Genomic DNA, 17,915 nt, shown 5'->3' with positions numbered 1-17,915 from the left:
TAAGGGGCGCGGGACCGTGGCACATGCGGCTCCGCCACGCGAGCGCCCCCAACCCCACGCCACCCACCGCCCCGTAAGGGGCGCGGGGCTGTGACACATGCGGCTCCGCCGCGCGAGCGCGCTCAACCGAGACGCACCCGCACGCACGACCGAGAGAACCCACCCCCCTCAGGGGCGCGGGGAACTGCGCACCCAGCCCCCACTCACCCGCACCCAAAACACAACCCCCCACACCGCCACCCCCCGTACGAGTGACCCCATTGCGCCGACCGCCCACCCCCGAGAGGCGCACCCCCCGCTGACCCCCCACGCTCACGATGCGCGCGGCGGAAGTCCCGCCCCTGCACCGGAGGTGATGACGTGTCAGCACGGCTGCTGCGCTGGATCTGCACAGGCGCCGCCCTGAGCGCCCTGTGCACGCCCGCACCCCCCGCCCACGCGGCCCCCGCGGCCCCCGCGGCCCCGCGACCGGAAGGCCGCACCCTCAGCGCCTTGCTGACAGACCTTCAGCAGCGCTACCGAGCCGCCGAGGAGGCCACGGAGACCTACAACGCCACCGAGGAGAAGCTCAAGGAGCAGCGTGCCAAGGCGGCGGACCTGAACCGGAAGCTGATCCAGGCCCGCGCCTCGCTGCGCGACAGCCGCGGCGACGCGGGCCGCTTCGCCCGCCAGCAGTACCAGGGCGCCACCGGCCTCTCCCCCTACGTACGCCTACTGCTCGCCCGCGACCCGCAACGCGCCCTCGACCAGAGCCACGTCATCCAGCGGGTCGCCGCCGGGCGGGCCGCCGCGATCGAGCGGCTGACCGGCGGCGAGAAGAGGGCCCGGGAGCTGGCCGACGCGGCGCGGCGGGCCCTGGCCGCCCAGAGCGCCCTGGCCGCCCGGCAGAAGAAGCAGCGGGACGAGGTCGGCGGCCGGCTCAAGGAGGTCCACGAACTGCTCGCCGCGCTCACCCCCGACCAGCTCGCCGCGCTCCGGGCGGCGGAGGACGCGGGGACGGCCCGCGCCCAGGAGGAGTTCGTGGCGTCCGGCGCCCTCGGCGGCAGCCCGGCCACGCGCGCGCCCTCACCGCGGGGCGACAAGGCCCTCGACTTCGCGGTGCGCCAGATCGGGCGGCCCTACGAATGGGGCACCGCGGGCCCGGACACGTACGACTGCTCGGGGCTGACGTCGAAGGCCTGGCGGCACGCGGGCCGCGCGATCCCCCGGACCAGCCAGGAGCAGTGGGCGAAGCTGCGCCGCGTCCCGCTGTCGAAGCTGCGCCCCGGCGACCTCGTCGTCTACTTCCCGAAGGCCACGCATGTGGCGATGTACCTGGGCGACGGGAGGGTCGTGCACGCGCCGCGCCCCGGCGCCCGCGTCAAGGTGTCACCGATCGCGGCGAACCCCGTCCTCGGCGCGGTCCGGCCCGACCCCAAGAGCCGGCCCCTGAGCGGCTACACCCCGCCGGAGCTGCCCGAGGGGGCGACCTCGGGCAGCGATCTGGGGTACGGCGGCGATCAGGCGCCGGACGCGACCGACTCCAGGTAGGCGGCGGCCTTGTCCGGGTCGTAGAAGAAGTTCTCGAAGTCGGCCGGGTCGTTGAAGCCGTTCGCGAACCGGTCGGCGACCGGCTGGAGCTGCCCCGCCGCGCCGAGGATGTTCAGGACGTGCTCCGGCGGGGCGCCCAGCATCGCGTTGGTCCACTTGGTGACCCACTGCGCGGTGTCCCAGTAGCGGTCGAACGCCGACTGCATCCACGCCTCGTCGAACGGCTTGTCGCCGTGCTCGACGATGGCGGAGATGTACGAGGCGGCGCACTTGGACGCCGAGTTGGAGCCCTGCCCGGTGATCGGGTCGTTGGCGACGACGACGTCCGCGACGCCGAGGACCGCGCCGCCGCCGGGCAGCCGCCCGATGGGCTTGCGGACCGTGGGGGCGTACCGCCCGGCCAGCGTGCCGCCCGCGTCGGTCAGCTCGACCTTCGTGGCGCGCGCGTACTCCCAGGGCAGGAACTTCTCCAGGAGTTCGAGAGTGAGCGCCAGGTGCTCGCTCGGGTCCTTGACGCCCTGGAAGACATCGAGGGGGCCGCCCGGGATGCCCTCCCAGAAGAGGATGTCGGCACGGCCGGAGGTGGTGAGCGTCGGCATGACGAAGAGCTCGCCGACGCCGGGCACGAGGTTGCAGCGCACCGCGTCGAACTCGGGATGCTCGGGGCGCGGGCCGAGCCCGTGGACGTACGCGACCGACAGGGCGCGCTGCGGCTCGGTGAACGGCGAGCGGGACGCGTCGCGCTCGAACATCGACACCAGCTCGCCCTTGCCCGCCGAGACGAGCACCAGGTCGTAGGCGCGGGAGAAGTAGTCGAGGTCGGAGACCGCCGCGCCGTGGATGACGAGCTGGCCGCCGCGCTGGGCGAACGTCTCCATCCAGCCGGCCATCTTCACGCGCTGGTCGACGGACTGGGCGTAGCCGTCGAGCTTGCCGACCCAGTCGATGACGCGGGAGGAGTCGGGGCCGGCGACCGAGACGCCGAGGCCCTCGATCCTCGGGGCCTGCGACTCCCAGAAGTTCGCCTGGATGTCGCGCTCGTGCTGGAGCGCCGTGTGGAACATGCACTGGGTGGACATGACCCGCCCGGACCGGATCTCGTCCGCCGTGCGGTTGGACATCAAGGTGACCTCGTACCCCCGCGCCTGGAGTCCGAGGGCGATCTGGAGTCCGGACTGACCGGCTCCTACGACAAGTATCTTCCGCATGGGGGCACTTCTCCTACGTACGTACTCAAAGAGGCTGAGGCTGTGGGGGGTGGCGTCGGCTACTCGGGGGTGGCGTCCAGCGCGTGGCCCACCAGGGCGAGCAGCGACTCGATGACCGAGATCCGCTGCCGCGCGTCCATGATCAGCACGGGTATGTGCGGCGGCACCGTGAGGGCCTCGCGCACATCGGGCACCTCGAACCTCTCGCTGCCGTCGAAGTGGTTGACGGCCACGATGTACGGCAACCCGCAGCTCTCGAAGTAGTCGAGCGCCGGGAAGCAGTCGGACAGGCGGCGGGTATCGGCGAGCACGACGGCGCCGATCGCGCCGCGCACCAGGTCGTCCCACATGAACCAGAAGCGCTGCTGCCCCGGCGTGCCGAAGAGGTACAGCACCAGGTCGTCGTCGAGCGTGATGCGGCCGAAGTCCATGGCGACCGTGGTGGTCGTCTTCTCCGGCGTGCCGCTCAGGTCGTCGGTGTCGGCGCTCGCCTGCGTCATCAGCGCCTCCGTCTGGAGGGGCGTGATCTCGGAGACGGCGGTCACCAGCGTCGTCTTGCCGACGCCGAAGCCGCCCGCCACCACGATCTTCGTGGCGATGGGGGCGCGTGACCTGTCCGTCTGCCAGGCCTGCAACTGACCCTCGTGTTCGTGTTCGAGGAGTTCAGAGACGGCGGAGTCCACTCAGCACCCTTTCCAGCAGTGCGCGGTCGGGCTTGCCCGGGCCGTGGCCCGTACCGTACACGCGGATCTTTCCCTGATCGGCGAGGTCGCTGAGGAGTACGCGGACCACGCCGAGCGGCATCTTGAGGAGGGCCGCGATCTCCGCGACCGTGCGCATGCGGCGGCAGATCTCGACGATCGCTCGCATCTCCGGCATGACGCGGGAGAGGTTGCCCTTGGGCAGTTCGAGGCGCTCCTCGGCCGCTTCCAGCTCGGGGTTGCTCGCCACGAACGTCTCGACGAGCAGGACGTGGCCGAACCGGGTCCGTCCGCCGGTCAGGGAGTAAGGGCGCACGCGAGCGGGTTTCCGGTCGCCGCCGCGCTGCGGCAGCTTCGGCGTATTGCTGCGGCTGCCGCTCATCGGGCGCTCTCCATCGACTTGCGCAGCTCGCTGCGGAGTTCGGGGGTGAGGACGTGCCCGGCGCGGCCGACGAAGAGCGCCATGTGGTACGCGATGACGCTCATGTCGCAGTCCGGGGTGGCGTGCACGCCGAGCAGCGAGCCGTCGCTGATCGACATGACGAAGAGGCTGCCCTCCGCCATCGCGACCACGGTCTGCTTGATCCCTCCGCCGTCCATCAGCTTGGCGGCGCCGATGGTCAGGGAGCCGAGCCCCGAGACGATGGTGGCGAGGTCGGCGCTGGATCCCTTGGGGCCGCCGGTGTTCGCGGCGGGGCGCTCGGCGTTGCGCCCGGGGTCGGAGGAGAGCAGCAGCAGTCCGTCGGAGGAGACCACCGCGACGGAGAGGATCCCGGGCACCTCCTCCACGAGGTTCGTCAGCAGCCAGTGCAGATTGCGGGCTTCACTGCTCAGGCCGTATGGAGCGGGCGTGGCGGGTCCGGCGGAAGAACTGGGCGTGCGCATGGGCGCAGTCAACTGCTTGCCTCCTCGACTGAGTCCCCCATTACGTCTGCGGCTTTTGCGGTCTTTTTGTTACGTTCCGACTGGTCCCCCGGCTCCGTCGGGTCCGCCCCCGCGGCGAGCTCGGCCTCCACGTCCCGTCGGCCGCTCTGCGCGCCCTGGTGGAAGCCGCCGAGGCGGCGTCGGAGTGCGTCGGCGTCCACGGGACCGCGCGGCTTGGGCGCGGCGCTCGCGGGTGCCGTGATCTTCGGCGTGCGCTTGGGCAGCCCCTTGTCGGTGACGCGCTCCCACTTGGGCTGCGCGGGGGCGGGGGCTTCGGGTGCGGGGTCTTCGGGTGCGGGCTCGGGCTCCTGGTCGGGGGTGGCCTCCGGGCCGGTTTCCGGGACCGCGGGGGCCATGAGTTCCATGGTCGTCTCCGCCGAGGGCGACGGCGACGGCGAGGGCGAGGCCGACGGCACGGGTTCGGCCTCGGGCTCGGGCCCGGCCTGGGACTCGGGCTCGACCTTGCTCCGGGGCTCGGACTCCGGCTCGGCTTCGTGCTCGGCCGCCGACTCCTTGGCAGGCTCCGGCTCGACCGGGAGCTCCGGCAGGGCCGACTCCAGGGTCCGTTCGGCCGCTGCGATCAGCGGGTCCTCGCCGGGGGTGCTGATCGAGCGGCCCGGCAGGACGTTCGAGTTGGCCTCGGCCTCCGAGCCGGGCAGGTGCGTCAACGGCTCGCCGTTCCGCGGCGGCGGGACCACCGCGGTCGCCGAGAGCGCCTGCGCCAGGATCGGCTTGGGCAGCACCACGACCGCCGCGACGCCGCCCTGCTTCTGCTCCCGCAGCCGCACCCGCGCGCCGTGCCGCGCCGCGAGCCGGGCGACGACGTACAGGCCGAGGCCGAGGCCGTCCCCGCTCTCCTGGTCGTACGCCGCGTCGGGGTCGAAGTCCGCGAGGCGCGCGTTCAGCTCGTCCATGCGGTCCTTGGTGACACCGATGCCCTCGTCCTGGACGGAGAGCATGACCTCGCCGCTCTCCAGGAGCCACCCGCAGACCTCGACGGAGGCGTCCGGCGGCGAGAACGAGGTGGCGTTCTCCAGGAGTTCGGCCATGAGGTGGCTGATGTCGTCCGCGGCGAAACCCGCGACGTGCGCGTGCGGCGGCAGCGTGGCGATGCGCACCCGCTCGTACCGCTCGATCTCGGAGACGGCGGCGCGTACGACGTCGACGAGCGGGACGGGGCCGGGGTGCTGGTGGCCGTGCTCGGCGCCCGCGAGGACCAGGAGGTTCTCGCTGTGACGGCGCATGACCGTGGCGAAGTGGTCGAGCTTGAAGAGCGTGGCGAGGCGCTCGGGGTCCTGCTCGCGGTCTTCCAGGTTCTCGATGACGGCGAGCTGGCGCTCGACCAGGCCGAGGGTGCGCAGGGCGAGGTTGACGAAGGTGCCGTGGATGGACTGGCGTACGCGGTCCAGGTGCGCCGAGGCCTCGGCCAGTTCGGCGCGCAGGGCCTCGCGCTCGTCGGCCATGGCCTGGCGCTTGCCGATGAGGTGCTTGCGGTCCGCTTCGAGGGTGGTCAGGCGCTCGGTGAGGGCGGCGGCGTGGCCGTGCAGGGCGTTGACGGAGCGGACGACCTGGGCGAACTCGTCGTCGCGGCCGGTGAAGCGGATCGGCTCCTGCGGCGCCGGCTCGGTGGCGAGGCGGGCGGAGCCGAGGCGCAGGACGGCCAGCGGACGGGTCAGCGAGCGCGCCATCGCCATGGAGACGCCGACCGCGGCGAGCAGGCAGACGCCGACGAGCGCGACGCGGATCTCCAGCGCCGTGACGTCGTCGTCGCGCAGCTGGGCGAGGTGCTTGGTGCGCTCGACGCCGAGCGCGGACTCGGCGCCGCGCATCATCTCGATGCGGGCGGAGAGCGCGGCGTCGACCTTCTTGGGGTCGAGGCCCTGCTCGGCGGTGGAGAGCGTGGGCTGGTCGGTGAGCCGGGCGAGGTACTTCTCGGCGGTGGTGACCTCGGGGCCGGTGACGGTCGACTCGTACGTGCCCCGGGCGGGGTCGTCGGCGGCGTCGCGGAAGTCGGCGAGGGCGGCCTGCTCGCGGAAGTGGGCCTGCTGGGCGGCGGCGCTCAGTCCGTCGCGGCGCTTGCCGTCGGCCGGCGACTCGCCCGTGGCGGTGGTCGGCAGACCGGTGGCCGGGTCGACGGTGGTGGACGCGGACGAAGAGGGCCGTACGGCGAGGGCGGCGAGGAGCAGGCCGCGGGCGGCGGCGGCCTGCTCGACGGCGTGGTCGAGGTCGGCGAGGGCGAGGGCGCCCTTGTTGGCCTCGGGCGGCAGCTGCTCGGCCAGGTCGCGGGTGAGACCGTGGAGTTCGGTGATGACCTTCGTGTACGCCTCGTGCGCTTCGAGGGCGGTGCTCTTGCCGGTGAGCGCGGCACGGCGCACGGCGGCGACGTCGGCGAGGTCGTCGCGCAGCCCGGCGGGGGCGTCGGCGCCCCGCAGCTCGCCGATCTGCCGGTCCACGCGGGCGCTGCGGCTCTCGGACAGGCCCTTGCCCTCGGGGCGGCCGGCGGCGATGAAGGAGGTGACCTCGTCGCGCTCGTCGGCCAGCGAGTGGCTGAGGGAGACGGCCTGCTGGGTCTGCTCGGCGAGGGTGACGAGGCTCTGCGTGTCGTTCAGCCGGCCGGAGGCGGCGAGGAGGGCGGGCGCGCCCGCACCGGCGATGGCGGCGGCCACGACCGCCACGGCGACGATCAGCCGGTTGCGCACGCGGGCGGTGGGCTTCTTATCGACACCGGCGGCAACCGCGGCGGCGGCCTTGGCGACGTCTCCGGAGGGGGCGGTGGGGGCGGCCTGCCCGGCCGGGGGCATCGCGGCCTGCCCGGCGGGCGTCACCGGCACCGTCACGTCAGGCCCTTCGGGGCCCGCCGCGCGGTCGGTCGAATTGGTCGCGCCCGGCGTGGCCCCTTCCGGGGCCGTCTGCTTGCCTTCGCGCCGAGGCCGCATCATCTGCACCGGTGCTCGCATTCCTGTTTTTCGTCTGCCCATGTGCCCGGGTGACGTTCCGTCAACACGAGCGCGGCCCCCGGTACGGCACCTGACCCTTCCAGCGCCGGTGAGTGGCGGTCGCGCATCGCATGCCTGGCCACCCGAAGGAGTGAACATCGGCGGGGAGTTGGCGGGCAAGTCCCGGCGCGTGGAGCTCCGGGCATATGCGGTGTGCCGGTTGGACGTCGCCGACCGGCTTTGGCAGGATGCGCCGCCACAGCCCGCCGGAGTCGATCATTCCGGTCCAATTCCGGCGCGTGACCTGCTGGTCCGGGCCAATCCCGGCCCCGCTCCCCGTATCCGACGGCCCTCGTGAGGGCCTCGTGCAGACTGGCTGAATGCGTATCGAACTCGCCACTGAGCCCGGAGACCCCGCACGCCCCAACGAGGACTACGCGTCGGTCGCGCTTCCCGCTTCCGGGCAGGGCGGATCGCTCGTCCTCCTGGACGGCGTGACCCCACCCGAGGGGTCCGTGGGCTGTCTGCATTCCGTCCCCTGGTTCACGGCGCGACTCGGCGGCGCACTGGGCGAACTGTCCGTTTCGCGGCGGGATATGACGCTCCCTGAGGTCCTTGCGGCCGCCATCACGCGTACCGCCGACGCCCATGGTTCAACCTGTGACCTTTCTCACCCACGCACCCCTCAGGCAACGGTGGTGCTCATGCGGTGGGACGCCGAGCGCCTCGAACATCTGGTCCTGTCCGACTCGGCCCTCCTCATGGAGGGCGAGGGCGGCGGGGTGACCGCCGTCCTCGACCGCCGTCTCGCCGAACTGCCGCCCGCCGTCCAGGCCCTGCGCGACCAGGTGCGCGCCCTGCCGCGCGGCTCGGCCGAGCGGGAGGTGGCGGGCCGGGCCTACGGGGCGGCGGTCGAGGCGCTGCGCAACGCCGAGGACGGCTTCTTCACGGCCGCGGCGGACCCCTCGGCCGCCCTGCGCGCGGTCACCGGCGAGGCGGCGCGGGCGGACGTGAAGGCGGTGGCGGCCCTCACCGACGGGGCGGCGCGCTGGGTCGAGACCTTCCGCGAGGGCGACTGGGCGGAGTGCTTCGCGCTGCTGCGCAAGGAGGGGCCGCAGCACCTCCTCGACCGGGTGCGGGAGTTGGAGCACGCCGATCCCGACCGCCTCGCCTTCCCGCGCGGCAAGCGGCACGACGACGCGGCGGCGGTGTACGTGGAGCTCTGAGGCGTCCGGCGGCTCACGCGTCGGCGGTGTACGTGGAGCTCTGAGGCGCCCCGCGGCTCACGCGTCGGCGCCGGCGTTCAGCCGCCCGAGCAGCCGGGCCAGCTCGGCCACCTCCGCCCGGTCCCAGCCCTGGAGTTGGCGCACGTACCGGGCGCGGCGGGCGGCGCGCACCGTGCGGAAGCGGGTACGGCCGTCGGGTGTGAGCCGGATGAGCCAGGCGCGGCCGTCGGCGGGGTCGGGTTCGCGGGAGACCAGGCCGAGCTCCTCCATGGCCCGCAGCTGGCGGCTCATCGTCGCCTTGCCGACGCCGATGTACGCGGCGAGCTCGGTGGCCCGCTGCGGGCCCGAGTCGTCCAGGCAGACGAGCAGGCCGTACGCGGCGGGCTCCAGGTCCGGGTGGACCTGGCGGGCCATCTCGCCGGAGGAGGCCCGCGCGCGGCGCATCAGGAGCGACAACTCCCGTTCCAGGGAGAGGAACTCGCGGTCCACCCCCGGGTCGACCTCACCGTGCGTCCCGTCCTTCACGCCCTGCTCTGTAGCACCCATGTCCCGCTTTCCCGATTCTGAAAGTTATCGCCGGAAGACTCCCGCGCCGCGGCCGTGGCGCCAGCGGCCTGACCAGTATTTCGCAAGGTCGGAACCGTGCCGCCCGGGTCCACCGCCACTGGAGTGGACCAACGGCGGCGCTCTGTTCCTCTTCCCCGCGGCGGTCTACGTGCGTAGCTTTTCAAGTGGCATGTTCACACCATGACGTCCTCCCCGACGTCCACCACGAACGTCCTCCCTGGACATCCACCACGAACGTCCACCGTGAACGTCCACCGTGAACCTGTCGCAAGGTCCCCCCAGAGCACCATCGAGGCCTTCGGAGGCACGCAGATGCCACAGACGCCCGTGCACAGACCCGGCCCGTCCCGCCGCTCCCGCTTCTCGCCGGCGGCGGTCCTCCTCGCGCTCCTGTCCGCTCTCTCCCTCCTCCTGACGCTCCCCACGGCGGCCCAGGCGGACGACGTCCCCCCGCGCGGCTCCGCCCGCCTCGGCCAGGGCGTCATCGAACACGACGGCCAGGGCGGTCTGCCCACCGGCGGCGGCGCCACCCAGACCGAGGGCGTCGACGTCAGCAGCCATCAGGGCAACGTCGCCTGGTCCACGCTGTGGAACAGCGGCGTGAAGTGGGCCTACGTCAAGGCCACCGAGGGCACGTACTACGAGAACCCGTACTTCGCCCAGCAGTACAACGGTTCGTACAACGTGGGCATGATCCGTGGCGCGTACCACTTCGCGACCCCCGACACCGCCAGCGGGGCCACCCAGGCCAACTACTTCGCGAGCAACGGCGGCGGCTGGTCGCGCGACGGCAAGACGCTGCCGGGCGCGCTGGACATCGAATGGAACCCCTACGGGGCGGCCTGCTACGGCAAGACGCAGTCCGCGATGGTCAGCTGGATCCGTGACTTCCTGAACACCTACAAGGCCCGCACCGGCCGCGACGCCGTGATCTACACGGCCACCAGCTGGTGGAAGCAGTGCACCGGCAACTACAGCGGCTTCGGCGCCGGCAACCCGCTGTGGATCGCCCGCTACGACACCACCCCGGGCGAACTCCCCGCCGGCTGGGGCTTCCACACCATGTGGCAGTACACCTCCTCCGGGCCGACGGTCGGTGACCACAACAAGTTCAACGGCGCCTACGACCGGGTCCAGGCACTCGCCAACGGCTGAGTACGCGAACGGCGGCCCGCCCCGAGGACCGGGACGGCCGCCGTTCCCCAGCCGCTACACCGCGGCCGGGATCCTCAGCTCGGCCACGGTGGCCTCGGTGAGCGCCAGTTCGAGCACCTGGCGCACATCGGTCACCGCGTGCACGTCGAGCTTCTCCAGGACCTCGGCCGGGACGTCGTCGAGGTCCGCCTCGTTCCGCTTCGGGATGATCACCGTGGTGATACCGGCGCGGTGCGCGGCCAGCAGCTTCTGCTTGACGCCGCCGATCGGCAGCACGCGACCGGTCAGCGAGACCTCACCGGTCATGGCCACGTCGGTACGGACCAGCCGGCCGCTGAGCAGCGAGGCGAGGGCCGTCGTCATCGTGACGCCCGCGCTCGGACCGTCCTTCGGCACCGCACCCGCCGGGAAGTGGATGTGCACGCCCCGGTCCTTCAGGTCGGCGACCGGCAGCTCCAGTTCGGCTCCGTGGGAGCGCAGGAAGCTCAGCGCGATCTGCGCCGACTCCTTCATCACGTCGCCGAGCTGGCCGGTGAGCGTGAGCCCCGAGGCCCCGGTCTCCGGGTCGGCGAGGGACGCCTCCACGAACAGCACGTCGCCGCCCGCCCCGGTGACCGCGAGCCCGGTGGCCACGCCCGGCACCGCGGTGCGTCGCTCGGCAGGGTCCTGGGCGGACTCGGGCACGTGGTGCGGCCGCCCGATCAGGTCGCGCAGATCCGCGTCGGTGACGGTGAAGGGCAGCTCCCGCTCGCCCAGTTCGTGCTGGGCCGCGACCTTGCGCAGCAGCCGCGCCACCGAGCGCTCCAGGTTGCGTACGCCCGCTTCGCGCGTGTACTCCCCGGCGAGCTTGCGCAGGGCGCCCTCGTCCAGTGTGACCTCGTCCTGCTCCAGGCCCGCCCGGTCCAGCTGGCGCGGGAGCAGGTGGTCGCGGGCGATGACGATCTTCTCGTCCTCGGTGTAGCCGTCGAGGCGGACGAGTTCCATGCGGTCGAGCAGGGCCTCCGGGATGGCTTCGAGGACGTTCGCCGTCGCCAGGAAGACGACGTCGCTCAGGTCGAGCTCCACCTCCAGGTAGTGGTCCCGGAAGGTGTGGTTCTGCGCCGGGTCGAGGACTTCGAGGAGTGCGGCGGCCGGGTCGCCCCGGAAGTCCGAGCCCACCTTGTCGATCTCGTCGAGGAGCACGACCGGGTTCATGGACCCGGCCTCCTTGATGGCCCGCACGATCCGGCCGGGCAGCGCGCCGACGTACGTACGGCGGTGTCCGCGGATCTCCGCCTCGTCCCGTACGCCACCGAGCGCGACCCGCACGAACTTGCGGCCCATGGCATGCGCGACGGACTCGCCGAGCGAGGTCTTGCCGACGCCGGGCGGACCGACGAGGGCGAGCACGGCGCCGCCGCGACGCCCGCCGACGACCCCGAGGCCCCGGTCGGCGCGGCGCTTGCGCACCGCCAGGTACTCGGTGATGCGCTCCTTCACGTCCTGGAGCCCGGCGTGCTCGGCGTCCAGGATCTCCTGGGCGCCCTTGATGTCGTACGCGGAAGCACTGTCATCGGTGCGCTCGTTCCAGGGCAGTTCGAGGACAGTATCGAGCCACGTCCTGATCCACGAGCCCTCGGGCGACTGGTCGCTGGCGCGCTCCAGCTTGTCGACCTCCTTGAGGGCTGCCTCGCGGACCTTCTCGGGCAGGTCGGCGGCCTCGACACGGGCGCGGTAGTCGTCGGACTCCTCGGCTGCGTCCTTGCTGTCGCCGTTGAGCTCGCGCAGCTCCTTGCGTACGGCGTCCAGCTGACGCCGCAGCAGGAACTCGCGCTGTTGCTTGTCCACGCCCTCCTGGACGTCCTTGGCGATCGTCTCGGCGACGTCCTGCTCGGCGAGGTGCTCGCGCAGCTGGGCGGTGGCGAGCTTGAGGCGGGCGACGGCGTCCTCGGTCTCCAGGAGTTCGATCTTCTGCTGGACGGTGAGGAAGGGTGAGTAGCCGGAGTTGTCGGCGAGCGCGGAGACATCGTCGATCTGCGTGACACGGTCGACGACCTGCCAGGCACCGCGCTTCTTCAGCCAGCTGGTGGCGAGCGCCTTGTACTCCTTGACCAGCTCGGTGACGGCGCCGGGGAGGGGTTCGGGGACGGAGTCGTCGAGCTTCTGGCCCTCGACCCACAGCGCGCCGCCGGGCCCGGTCGTACCGGCGCCGATGCGCACGCGGCTCCGGCCCCGGATGAGGGCGCCGGGGTCGCCGTCGGAGAGCCGCCCGACCTGCTCGACGGTGCCGAGGACGCCGGTGGCGGCGTACGTCCCGTCGATGCGCGGAACAAGCAGCACCTTGGGCTTGCTGTCGCCCTCGGAGCGGGCCGCGGCCTGCGCCGCCTCCACGGCGGCGCGCACCTCGGCGTCGGAGAGGTCGAAGGGGACCACCATGCCGGGCAGGACCACCTCGTCGTCGAGCGGCAGCACAGGCAGAGTGAGCGTTGTGTACGAGCTGTACGAGGCGGACTCAGTAGCCATGATCTCCCTTTCGGCATTCAAGTTGAGTTATACCGGCTCAATGCTTATGAGCGCCTGAATGTTCCCCAAGCGTTGTTCGCTCTGAGCGATCAGCGAGAGCGCTGTCCTGTAACGCTTGACCTTGCAAAGGTCAGCTTGATCCTGCATGCGATCTCGCACAGGTCAGCGTGACCTTGCATCGGGGGCCAGCGTTAGCTGGTCGTGGTGCATGCGTTGAAGGTGCTGTCCGGCGGGTCCGCCGGGCCACCGATCGAGGGGTTCGAGGTCGCCTACGCCGACCGGGACCGGTCAGAGTTCCGTCTGCCGCTGGTGGATGCGTGGGCCGTACGGTTCGAGGACGTCGCTCCGGTGCGCGCGTTCAAGTCGTACAAGGGACAGCGCCACCTGCCCGGTCTGTGATGGTCGGCGACGGCCGGTGGGCACGTCGGGTACGAGTCCTGGCTGGAACGCGATCACGTGATGCTGATGGACTTTGACCCGTCGGTGGTGGGGATCTCATCGCAGCCGTTCTGGCTGTTCTGGCGGTCGGAGGCGGGCAAGGCCGTCTCGCATGCGCCGGACTACTTCGCCCGCCAGGAAGACGGCGCGGCGGTGGTGGTCGACTGCCGTCCGGCGGATCGCCGCAAGCCTCGGGACGTGGCGAAATTCGAGGCGACGCGGTCGGCCTGTGCTCAGGTGGGTTGGGAGTTCCGGCTGGTGGGGGCGCCGAACGCCATTGTGGTGCGCAATGTGCGCTGGCTGGCCGGTTACCGCCATCCCCGGCACCGGTTGGAGCCGGTCGCCTCCGAGTTGCTGGCGGCGTTCGCCGAGCCGCGGCCGCTGCTAGAGGGGGCGGCTTCGGTGGGGATGAGATCGCGGCGTTGCCGGTGCTGTTCCACCTGCTGTGGTCGCACGAGCTGGCTGTGGACGTGTCCGTTCCTCTGCACACGGAAGCTGCGGTGTCCGCGGGGGTGGCCGGTGACTGGATCACTTACAGCGACGAGGACCACCAGGTGGTGGCGCTCGCCGGTACGGCGGTGCGGCTGCGGTCGCAGTCTGGGGCGGAATCGGTGGTGCTGGCCGCACATCTGATGGCGGCGCCGGACTTCTCCGTCACCGGCACGGAGCCGTTGCCCGCGCTGGAGCCGTCCGGGCTGCTGACGGCGCTTCCGGAGGCGGTGCTGAGGGCGGCAAAGGAGTGGGAACGGCACATTGCCGAAGTCAACATGGGGCTGTCCGCCGACGCCGGGCCGGGCACGTCTCCTCGGCCGGAGTACGACCCGGCAGTGCACCCGTTGAGCGAGCGGGCCAGGGCGAAGGCGGTCGAGCTGGGGGTGGGCCTGCGCACAGTGAACGAGAAGCGGGCCCGTTATGCCCGGCAGGGGCTGTGGGGCCTGGTCGATCAGCGTCTGGTGCGGGTGTCGGAGCCGACCGGGCGGGCGGATGCCCGTCTGGTGGCGGCGATCCGGGAGGTTGTGGACGCGGAGACGTCCGGCTCGACGGGGACGCGCTCGCGGCTGATCCGCCGGGTGGTGAAGCGAGTGGAGGCCACCCACGGCGAGGGGGTGGTTCCGCTGCCGAGCAAGAACACCTTCTACAGGCTGATCGACGCGTTGTCGGCCGGGCGGCATACGTTCAGTTCGGCGGTCACCCGGCGGTAGACGGCGAACCGGCCGCAGGGGCCGTTCACGCCGACGTTCGCGGACCGGCCGGGGGAACAAGTACAGATCGACTCCACCCCGCTGGATGTGATGGTGGTGCTCGATTCGGGGCTAACTGCCCGCGCGGATCTGACGATCGCGGTCGACGTCGCGACCCGCACGGTCTGCGCCGCGGTGTTGCGGCCGGTGGGCACCAAGGCGGTGGACGCCTCGCTGCTGCTGGCCCGGATGCTGGTGCCCGAGCCGATGCGGCCCGGCTGGCCTGCGTCGCTGCGGATGGCGGCCTCACGGATGCCCCACATACGGCTGCTGGACGTGGACGCGCGGATGGAACAGGCCGCGGCGAAACCGGTGATCGTGCCGGACTCCGTCGTCATCGACGGCGGCAAGGTGTTCATCTCCGACACGTTCCTGCGGGCCTGCGAACGGCTCGGCGTCTCGGTGCAGCGGGCGCGTCCGCGCACGCCGACCGACAAGGCGATCGTGGAGGCCACTTTCTCCTCGATCAACACACTGTTCAGCCAGCACCTGGCCGGCTACACCGGCCGGGATGTCTCCCGCCGCGGCGAACGGATCGAGGACCGGGCCGTCTGGACGGTCCCTGAGCTCCAGGATCTGCTCGATGAATGGCTGCTGGCCGGGTGGCAGGCCAGGCCGCACAGCGCTCTGCGCGACCCCTTCCGCCCGAAGAGGGCGATGTCGCCGAACGACAAATACACCTCGCTGGTGGCGGCCTGCGGCTATCTGCCGTTGGTGCTGCGCGGAGAGGACTACCTCGAACTGCTGCCGACGGCCTGGCGGGCGGTCAACGACTACGGCATTCAGATCAGTTACCGCACCTACGACAGCCCTGATCTGGGGCCGCATCGGCGCGAGCACTCCGGGATCACCGCCAAACGCGGTCTGTGGGAAGTGCACTACGACCCCTACGACCTGTCTCAGGTCTTCGTTCGCACACCGGGCGGCTGGGTCACCGCGCCCTGGACGCAGTGGCCGCTGGTGAATGCGCCGTTCGCGGACTTCACCTGGCAACACGCGCGCCGTCTGGCGGCCGAGGCTGGACTGGACTGGACGACACGAACGAGACGGCTGTCGCCCGCGTCCTGGACGACTTGCTCACCCGCGCCGAGCACGGCCCGGACACCCGGTCCGCCAAAGTGGCCGCCCGCACCCGCACCGCCCGCGCCGTCCCCGCGCCCGCCGCGGCACCTGAGACCGAACGCTCCACAGAATTGGAGACCGGACTCCAGCCGCCCGCGGCGGCGGTCGAATTCGGGATCTTCGATGCTCACGCAGAAGCCGAGAGGTGGCTATGAACATGCCCTCCCCGCCCGCCCCGGGCACGGAGGCCCCGCCGGACAACCCGCTGACCAGCAAGGAGGGCTGGCGTCGCTTCGTCGACCACGAGCCGGTCCCGCCCCGGCTGCTGACAACCGACGAACGGACCGCGCTGAGCGGGCGGGAACGGATGCATCAGGACGAACGACGCCGCGAGTATCACGCTGATCTACCGATGGTGAACACCCCGGTCATCCGCAAGGTGACGACCACCTCCCGGTTGCTGATCCAACTCAACCGCAACCAGATCTCCGCCCGCCGCGGCGTCATCCTCTCCGGCGTCTCCGGCACCGGGAAGACGACCTTCCTGACCCAGCTCGGCCGGGCACACGAGCTGGCCGTCCGCAAGCGGCATCCCCACGACCGCAACCGGCTCCCGATCCTCTACGTCACCGCCCCGCCCGCGGCGACACCGAAGATGCTCGCCATGGAGTTCGCCCGCTTCTTCGGGCTGACTTTCCCTTCCCGCGCCAACGTCACCGACGTCGTCGACGCCGTCTGCGCGACGGCCGCCCACGTCCATGTCGACCTGGTACTCGTCGACGAGATCCACAACCTGACCCTCGCCACCTGTTCCGGGGCCGAAGCCTCCGACCAACTGAAGTACTTCGCCGAACGGCTGCCCGCGACCTTCGCCTACGCGGGCATCGACATCGAGTCCAAGGGCCTGTTCACCGGCACCCGGGGACAGCAGATCGCCGGACGCTTCATCGTCATCCCCGCCGCCCCCTTCGCACACGCCACCGCCGAGGACCAGGACGCCTGGCGGGCACTGGTGGGCACCCTGGAATCCACGCTCCGGCTGCACCACCACACCCCCGGCACGCTGGCCGGGCTGAGCGAGTACCTCTTCCACCGCACCGGCGGCATGATCGGCAGCCTCTCCCAGCTCATCCGCGGCGCCGCCGTCCTGGCCATCGAGGACGGGAGCGAGCGCATCACCGAGGACCTCCTGAAGGACGCCCCCGTCGACTACGCGGCCGAGCAGTCCGAGAAGCGCACCGCCCCCGCCAAGCCCGCCGCCCGGCGAAGGCGCGCGGCCTGATGCACATCCGCCGACTGCCCGATCCCGTCCCGCCCGCACAGCACGAGATCCCCGCCTCCTACATCAGCCGCCTGGCTACCCTCCACGGCCTCGACATCAACGCCCTCTGGACACAGGTCACCGAACGCGAGAAGTCCGGCGGCATGCGCCGCGTCGTCGTCCCCGAGCGCCTCGCCGCGCTGACCGGACGCACCGTCCACGCCCTCGCCGGAGCCCTGCCCGAACTGCGCACACCACGGCCCGACTGGACGATGTTCCGGCACCAGCCACAGATCGGCTGCCACCGCTGCGACGCCCGGCACCCCGGCGGCAAAGTGACCCGGCTCCTGCCCCACCACCGCTACGTCTGCCTGCGCCACCGCACCTGGATCGGTCCGCCCGACATCGATCACCCCAACGTCGACCTCACCCAACTGCCCGAAGTCGTCGACGCCCAGCGCAAACATCTGCGCATCCTCAGCCGCTACGGCTGGGCCGCCGCCTACGACGCCGTGCTCAGCGGCCTGATGCTCTGCGCACACATCTGGTCCATCGACGGCTACCCGACCCCATGCGGAACGTGGGACACCTGGGACGACCGCATCGACCTCCTCATCCCGTTCGACCGGGAGAAGCAGGACTACACCAACTACAGCACCTCGCGGATGTTCGCAGCGGTCTATCCCGAGGCCGTTGCCCTGGCACCCATGATCGCCTCACCCCACTGGCGGCAGCTGGCCGACGGCACCAAGGCCGAGCAAGCCCGCTTCTTCGCGGAGATCAGCAACCGAGTCACCTACCCCTACAACCCACCCGACCGCAAGGGCGACGCCATCGCGCACTGGTCCCTCGCCGACTCCTGGCGCCCGCCCAGCCAGCCCTTGACGACCTACACGCCCGGCCGGATGCGCGGCACCCTCCCCGGCCTCGCAGCGAACCGCCTCGCCCGGCACGAAAAGAGCGCAATGTGGTTCAGCCGGACGCGGCGGGAACTGGGCCGCCAACTCCTCTTCCACGGCCACCTCAAGCCGGTCCTCCTACGTGACCCCGACCCCCAGTACGAGAAGTGGGAAGGAACCGTCTGGCACAGCACACGCGCCGACGACCTCATGCGCGAAGAGGTCGCTAAGCAGCGCCGATCCCTCAGAGGACGTCCGTGAGGCT

The 17,915-nt window shown here is 71.6% G+C and carries 15 protein-coding genes and 1 pseudogene; 9 read left to right on the top strand and 7 right to left on the bottom strand.

Annotated features, from left to right (window positions below):
* Positions 1–360: 360 nt before the first annotated feature.
* Positions 361–1,530 (top strand): NlpC/P60 family protein, encoded by a 1,170-nt coding sequence (locus tag ACOBQB_RS35530; RefSeq protein WP_423597801.1) that lies wholly within the window; start codon positions 361–363, stop codon positions 1,528–1,530.
* Here ACOBQB_RS35530 and ACOBQB_RS35525 read toward each other — a convergent pair.
* From ACOBQB_RS35525 to ACOBQB_RS35505, 5 genes are read right to left on the bottom strand one after another with little or no spacing between them, the layout of a single operon-like run.
* Positions 1,500–2,738 (bottom strand): styrene monooxygenase/indole monooxygenase family protein, encoded by a 1,239-nt coding sequence (locus tag ACOBQB_RS35525; protein WP_423597799.1) that lies wholly within the window; start codon positions 2,736–2,738, stop codon positions 1,500–1,502. The genes ACOBQB_RS35530 and ACOBQB_RS35525 overlap by 31 nt on opposite strands.
* A gap of 59 nt (positions 2,739–2,797) precedes the next feature.
* Complete coding sequence (locus ACOBQB_RS35520; protein WP_423597797.1) at positions 2,798–3,421, bottom strand: GTP-binding protein; 624 nt, start codon at positions 3,419–3,421, stop codon at positions 2,798–2,800.
* Entirely contained in the window at positions 3,402–3,821 is a 420-nt protein-coding gene (locus ACOBQB_RS35515) for a DUF742 domain-containing protein (RefSeq protein WP_423597795.1), read from the bottom strand. The genes ACOBQB_RS35520 and ACOBQB_RS35515 overlap by 20 nt, the downstream gene beginning before the upstream one ends.
* The gene (locus tag ACOBQB_RS35510) at positions 3,818–4,324 is read right to left on the bottom strand and encodes a roadblock/LC7 domain-containing protein (RefSeq protein ID WP_423597793.1); all 507 of its coding nucleotides are present in this window, start codon (positions 4,322–4,324) and stop codon (positions 3,818–3,820) included. The genes ACOBQB_RS35515 and ACOBQB_RS35510 overlap by 4 nt, the downstream gene beginning before the upstream one ends.
* An 8-nt stretch (positions 4,325–4,332) precedes the next feature.
* Positions 4,333–7,320: a nitrate- and nitrite sensing domain-containing protein gene (locus ACOBQB_RS35505; RefSeq protein WP_423597791.1), complete on the bottom strand. Its 2,988-nt coding sequence runs from the start codon at positions 7,318–7,320 to the stop codon at positions 4,333–4,335.
* Positions 7,321–7,679: 359 nt separating this feature from the next.
* Here ACOBQB_RS35505 and ACOBQB_RS35500 point away from each other — a divergent pair, with 359 nt between their 5' ends.
* On the top strand, positions 7,680–8,525 hold the full coding sequence (locus tag ACOBQB_RS35500; protein ID WP_423597789.1) for a hypothetical protein: 846 nt from the start codon (positions 7,680–7,682) through the stop codon (positions 8,523–8,525).
* Between the two features lie 57 nt (positions 8,526–8,582).
* Here the strand turns inward: ACOBQB_RS35500 and ACOBQB_RS35495 are convergent, their stop codons facing one another.
* Positions 8,583–9,071, bottom strand: a complete 489-nt coding sequence (locus ACOBQB_RS35495; RefSeq protein ID WP_423597787.1) for a MarR family winged helix-turn-helix transcriptional regulator — start codon at positions 9,069–9,071, stop codon at positions 8,583–8,585.
* Between the two features lie 333 nt (positions 9,072–9,404).
* Between ACOBQB_RS35495 and ACOBQB_RS35490 the strand changes: the two genes are divergently transcribed.
* Positions 9,405–10,247, top strand: coding sequence for a lysozyme (locus tag ACOBQB_RS35490; RefSeq protein WP_423597785.1), 843 nt, complete (start codon positions 9,405–9,407; stop codon positions 10,245–10,247).
* A gap of 54 nt (positions 10,248–10,301) precedes the next feature.
* On the opposite strand, the gene lon is transcribed toward ACOBQB_RS35490, so the two are convergent.
* Positions 10,302–12,749, bottom strand: coding sequence for an endopeptidase La (gene lon / locus ACOBQB_RS35485; RefSeq protein ID WP_423597783.1), 2,448 nt, complete (start codon positions 12,747–12,749; stop codon positions 10,302–10,304).
* Positions 12,750–12,950: 201 nt separating this feature from the next.
* Between lon and ACOBQB_RS35480 the strand changes: the two genes are divergently transcribed.
* The 6 genes and pseudogenes from ACOBQB_RS35480 to ACOBQB_RS35455 all read left to right on the top strand — a co-directional run bounded on the left by ACOBQB_RS35480 (position 12,951) and on the right by ACOBQB_RS35455 (position 17,911).
* On the top strand, positions 12,951–13,148 hold the full coding sequence (locus tag ACOBQB_RS35480) for a hypothetical protein (RefSeq protein ID WP_423597781.1): 198 nt from the start codon (positions 12,951–12,953) through the stop codon (positions 13,146–13,148).
* A gap of 60 nt (positions 13,149–13,208) precedes the next feature.
* Positions 13,209–13,544: pseudogene (locus ACOBQB_RS35475) on the top strand (TnsA-like heteromeric transposase endonuclease subunit); the annotation flags it as partial.
* A 65-nt stretch (positions 13,545–13,609) separates the two neighbouring features.
* On the top strand, positions 13,610–14,389 hold the full coding sequence (locus tag ACOBQB_RS35470) for a hypothetical protein (RefSeq protein ID WP_423599028.1): 780 nt from the start codon (positions 13,610–13,612) through the stop codon (positions 14,387–14,389).
* 90 nt (positions 14,390–14,479) lie between these two features.
* On the top strand, positions 14,480–15,895 hold the full coding sequence (locus ACOBQB_RS35465) for a Mu transposase C-terminal domain-containing protein (RefSeq protein WP_423597779.1): 1,416 nt from the start codon (positions 14,480–14,482) through the stop codon (positions 15,893–15,895).
* Positions 15,896–15,902: 7 nt separating this feature from the next.
* Entirely contained in the window at positions 15,903–16,772 is an 870-nt protein-coding gene (locus tag ACOBQB_RS35460; protein WP_423597777.1) for a TniB family NTP-binding protein, read from the top strand.
* Positions 16,772–17,911: a hypothetical protein gene (locus tag ACOBQB_RS35455; protein ID WP_423597775.1), complete on the top strand. Its 1,140-nt coding sequence runs from the start codon at positions 16,772–16,774 to the stop codon at positions 17,909–17,911. Before ACOBQB_RS35460 ends, ACOBQB_RS35455 begins: the two co-directional genes overlap by 1 nt.
* The last annotated feature ends 4 nt before the right edge of the window (positions 17,912–17,915 follow it).

The sequence above is a fragment of the Streptomyces sp. G5(2025) genome (assembly GCF_049542075.1).
Classification (GTDB): Bacteria; Actinomycetota; Actinomycetes; order Streptomycetales; family Streptomycetaceae; genus Streptomyces.
This window is presented reverse-complemented; position numbering and strand designations above follow the sequence as displayed.

Coding starts and splice junctions, on each gene's coding strand:
- ACOBQB_RS35525 (WP_423597799.1), bottom strand. CDS start 2,738: ATGCGGAAGATACTTGTCGTAGGAGCCGGTCAGTCCGGACTCCAGATC.
- ACOBQB_RS35515 (WP_423597795.1), bottom strand. CDS start 3,821: ATGAGCGGCAGCCGCAGCAATACGCCGAAGCTGCCGCAGCGCGGCGGC.
- ACOBQB_RS35510 (WP_423597793.1), bottom strand. CDS start 4,324: ATGCGCACGCCCAGTTCTTCCGCCGGACCCGCCACGCCCGCTCCATAC.
- ACOBQB_RS35505 (WP_423597791.1), bottom strand. CDS start 7,320: ATGCGAGCACCGGTGCAGATGATGCGGCCTCGGCGCGAAGGCAAGCAG.
- ACOBQB_RS35500 (WP_423597789.1), top strand. CDS start 7,680: ATGCGTATCGAACTCGCCACTGAGCCCGGAGACCCCGCACGCCCCAAC.
- ACOBQB_RS35495 (WP_423597787.1), bottom strand. CDS start 9,071: ATGGGTGCTACAGAGCAGGGCGTGAAGGACGGGACGCACGGTGAGGTC.
- ACOBQB_RS35490 (WP_423597785.1), top strand. CDS start 9,405: ATGCCACAGACGCCCGTGCACAGACCCGGCCCGTCCCGCCGCTCCCGC.
- lon (WP_423597783.1), bottom strand. CDS start 12,749: ATGGCTACTGAGTCCGCCTCGTACAGCTCGTACACAACGCTCACTCTG.
- ACOBQB_RS35465 (WP_423597779.1), top strand. CDS start 14,480: ATGGTGGTGCTCGATTCGGGGCTAACTGCCCGCGCGGATCTGACGATC.
- ACOBQB_RS35460 (WP_423597777.1), top strand. CDS start 15,903: ATGGTGAACACCCCGGTCATCCGCAAGGTGACGACCACCTCCCGGTTG.
- ACOBQB_RS35455 (WP_423597775.1), top strand. CDS start 16,772: ATGCACATCCGCCGACTGCCCGATCCCGTCCCGCCCGCACAGCACGAG.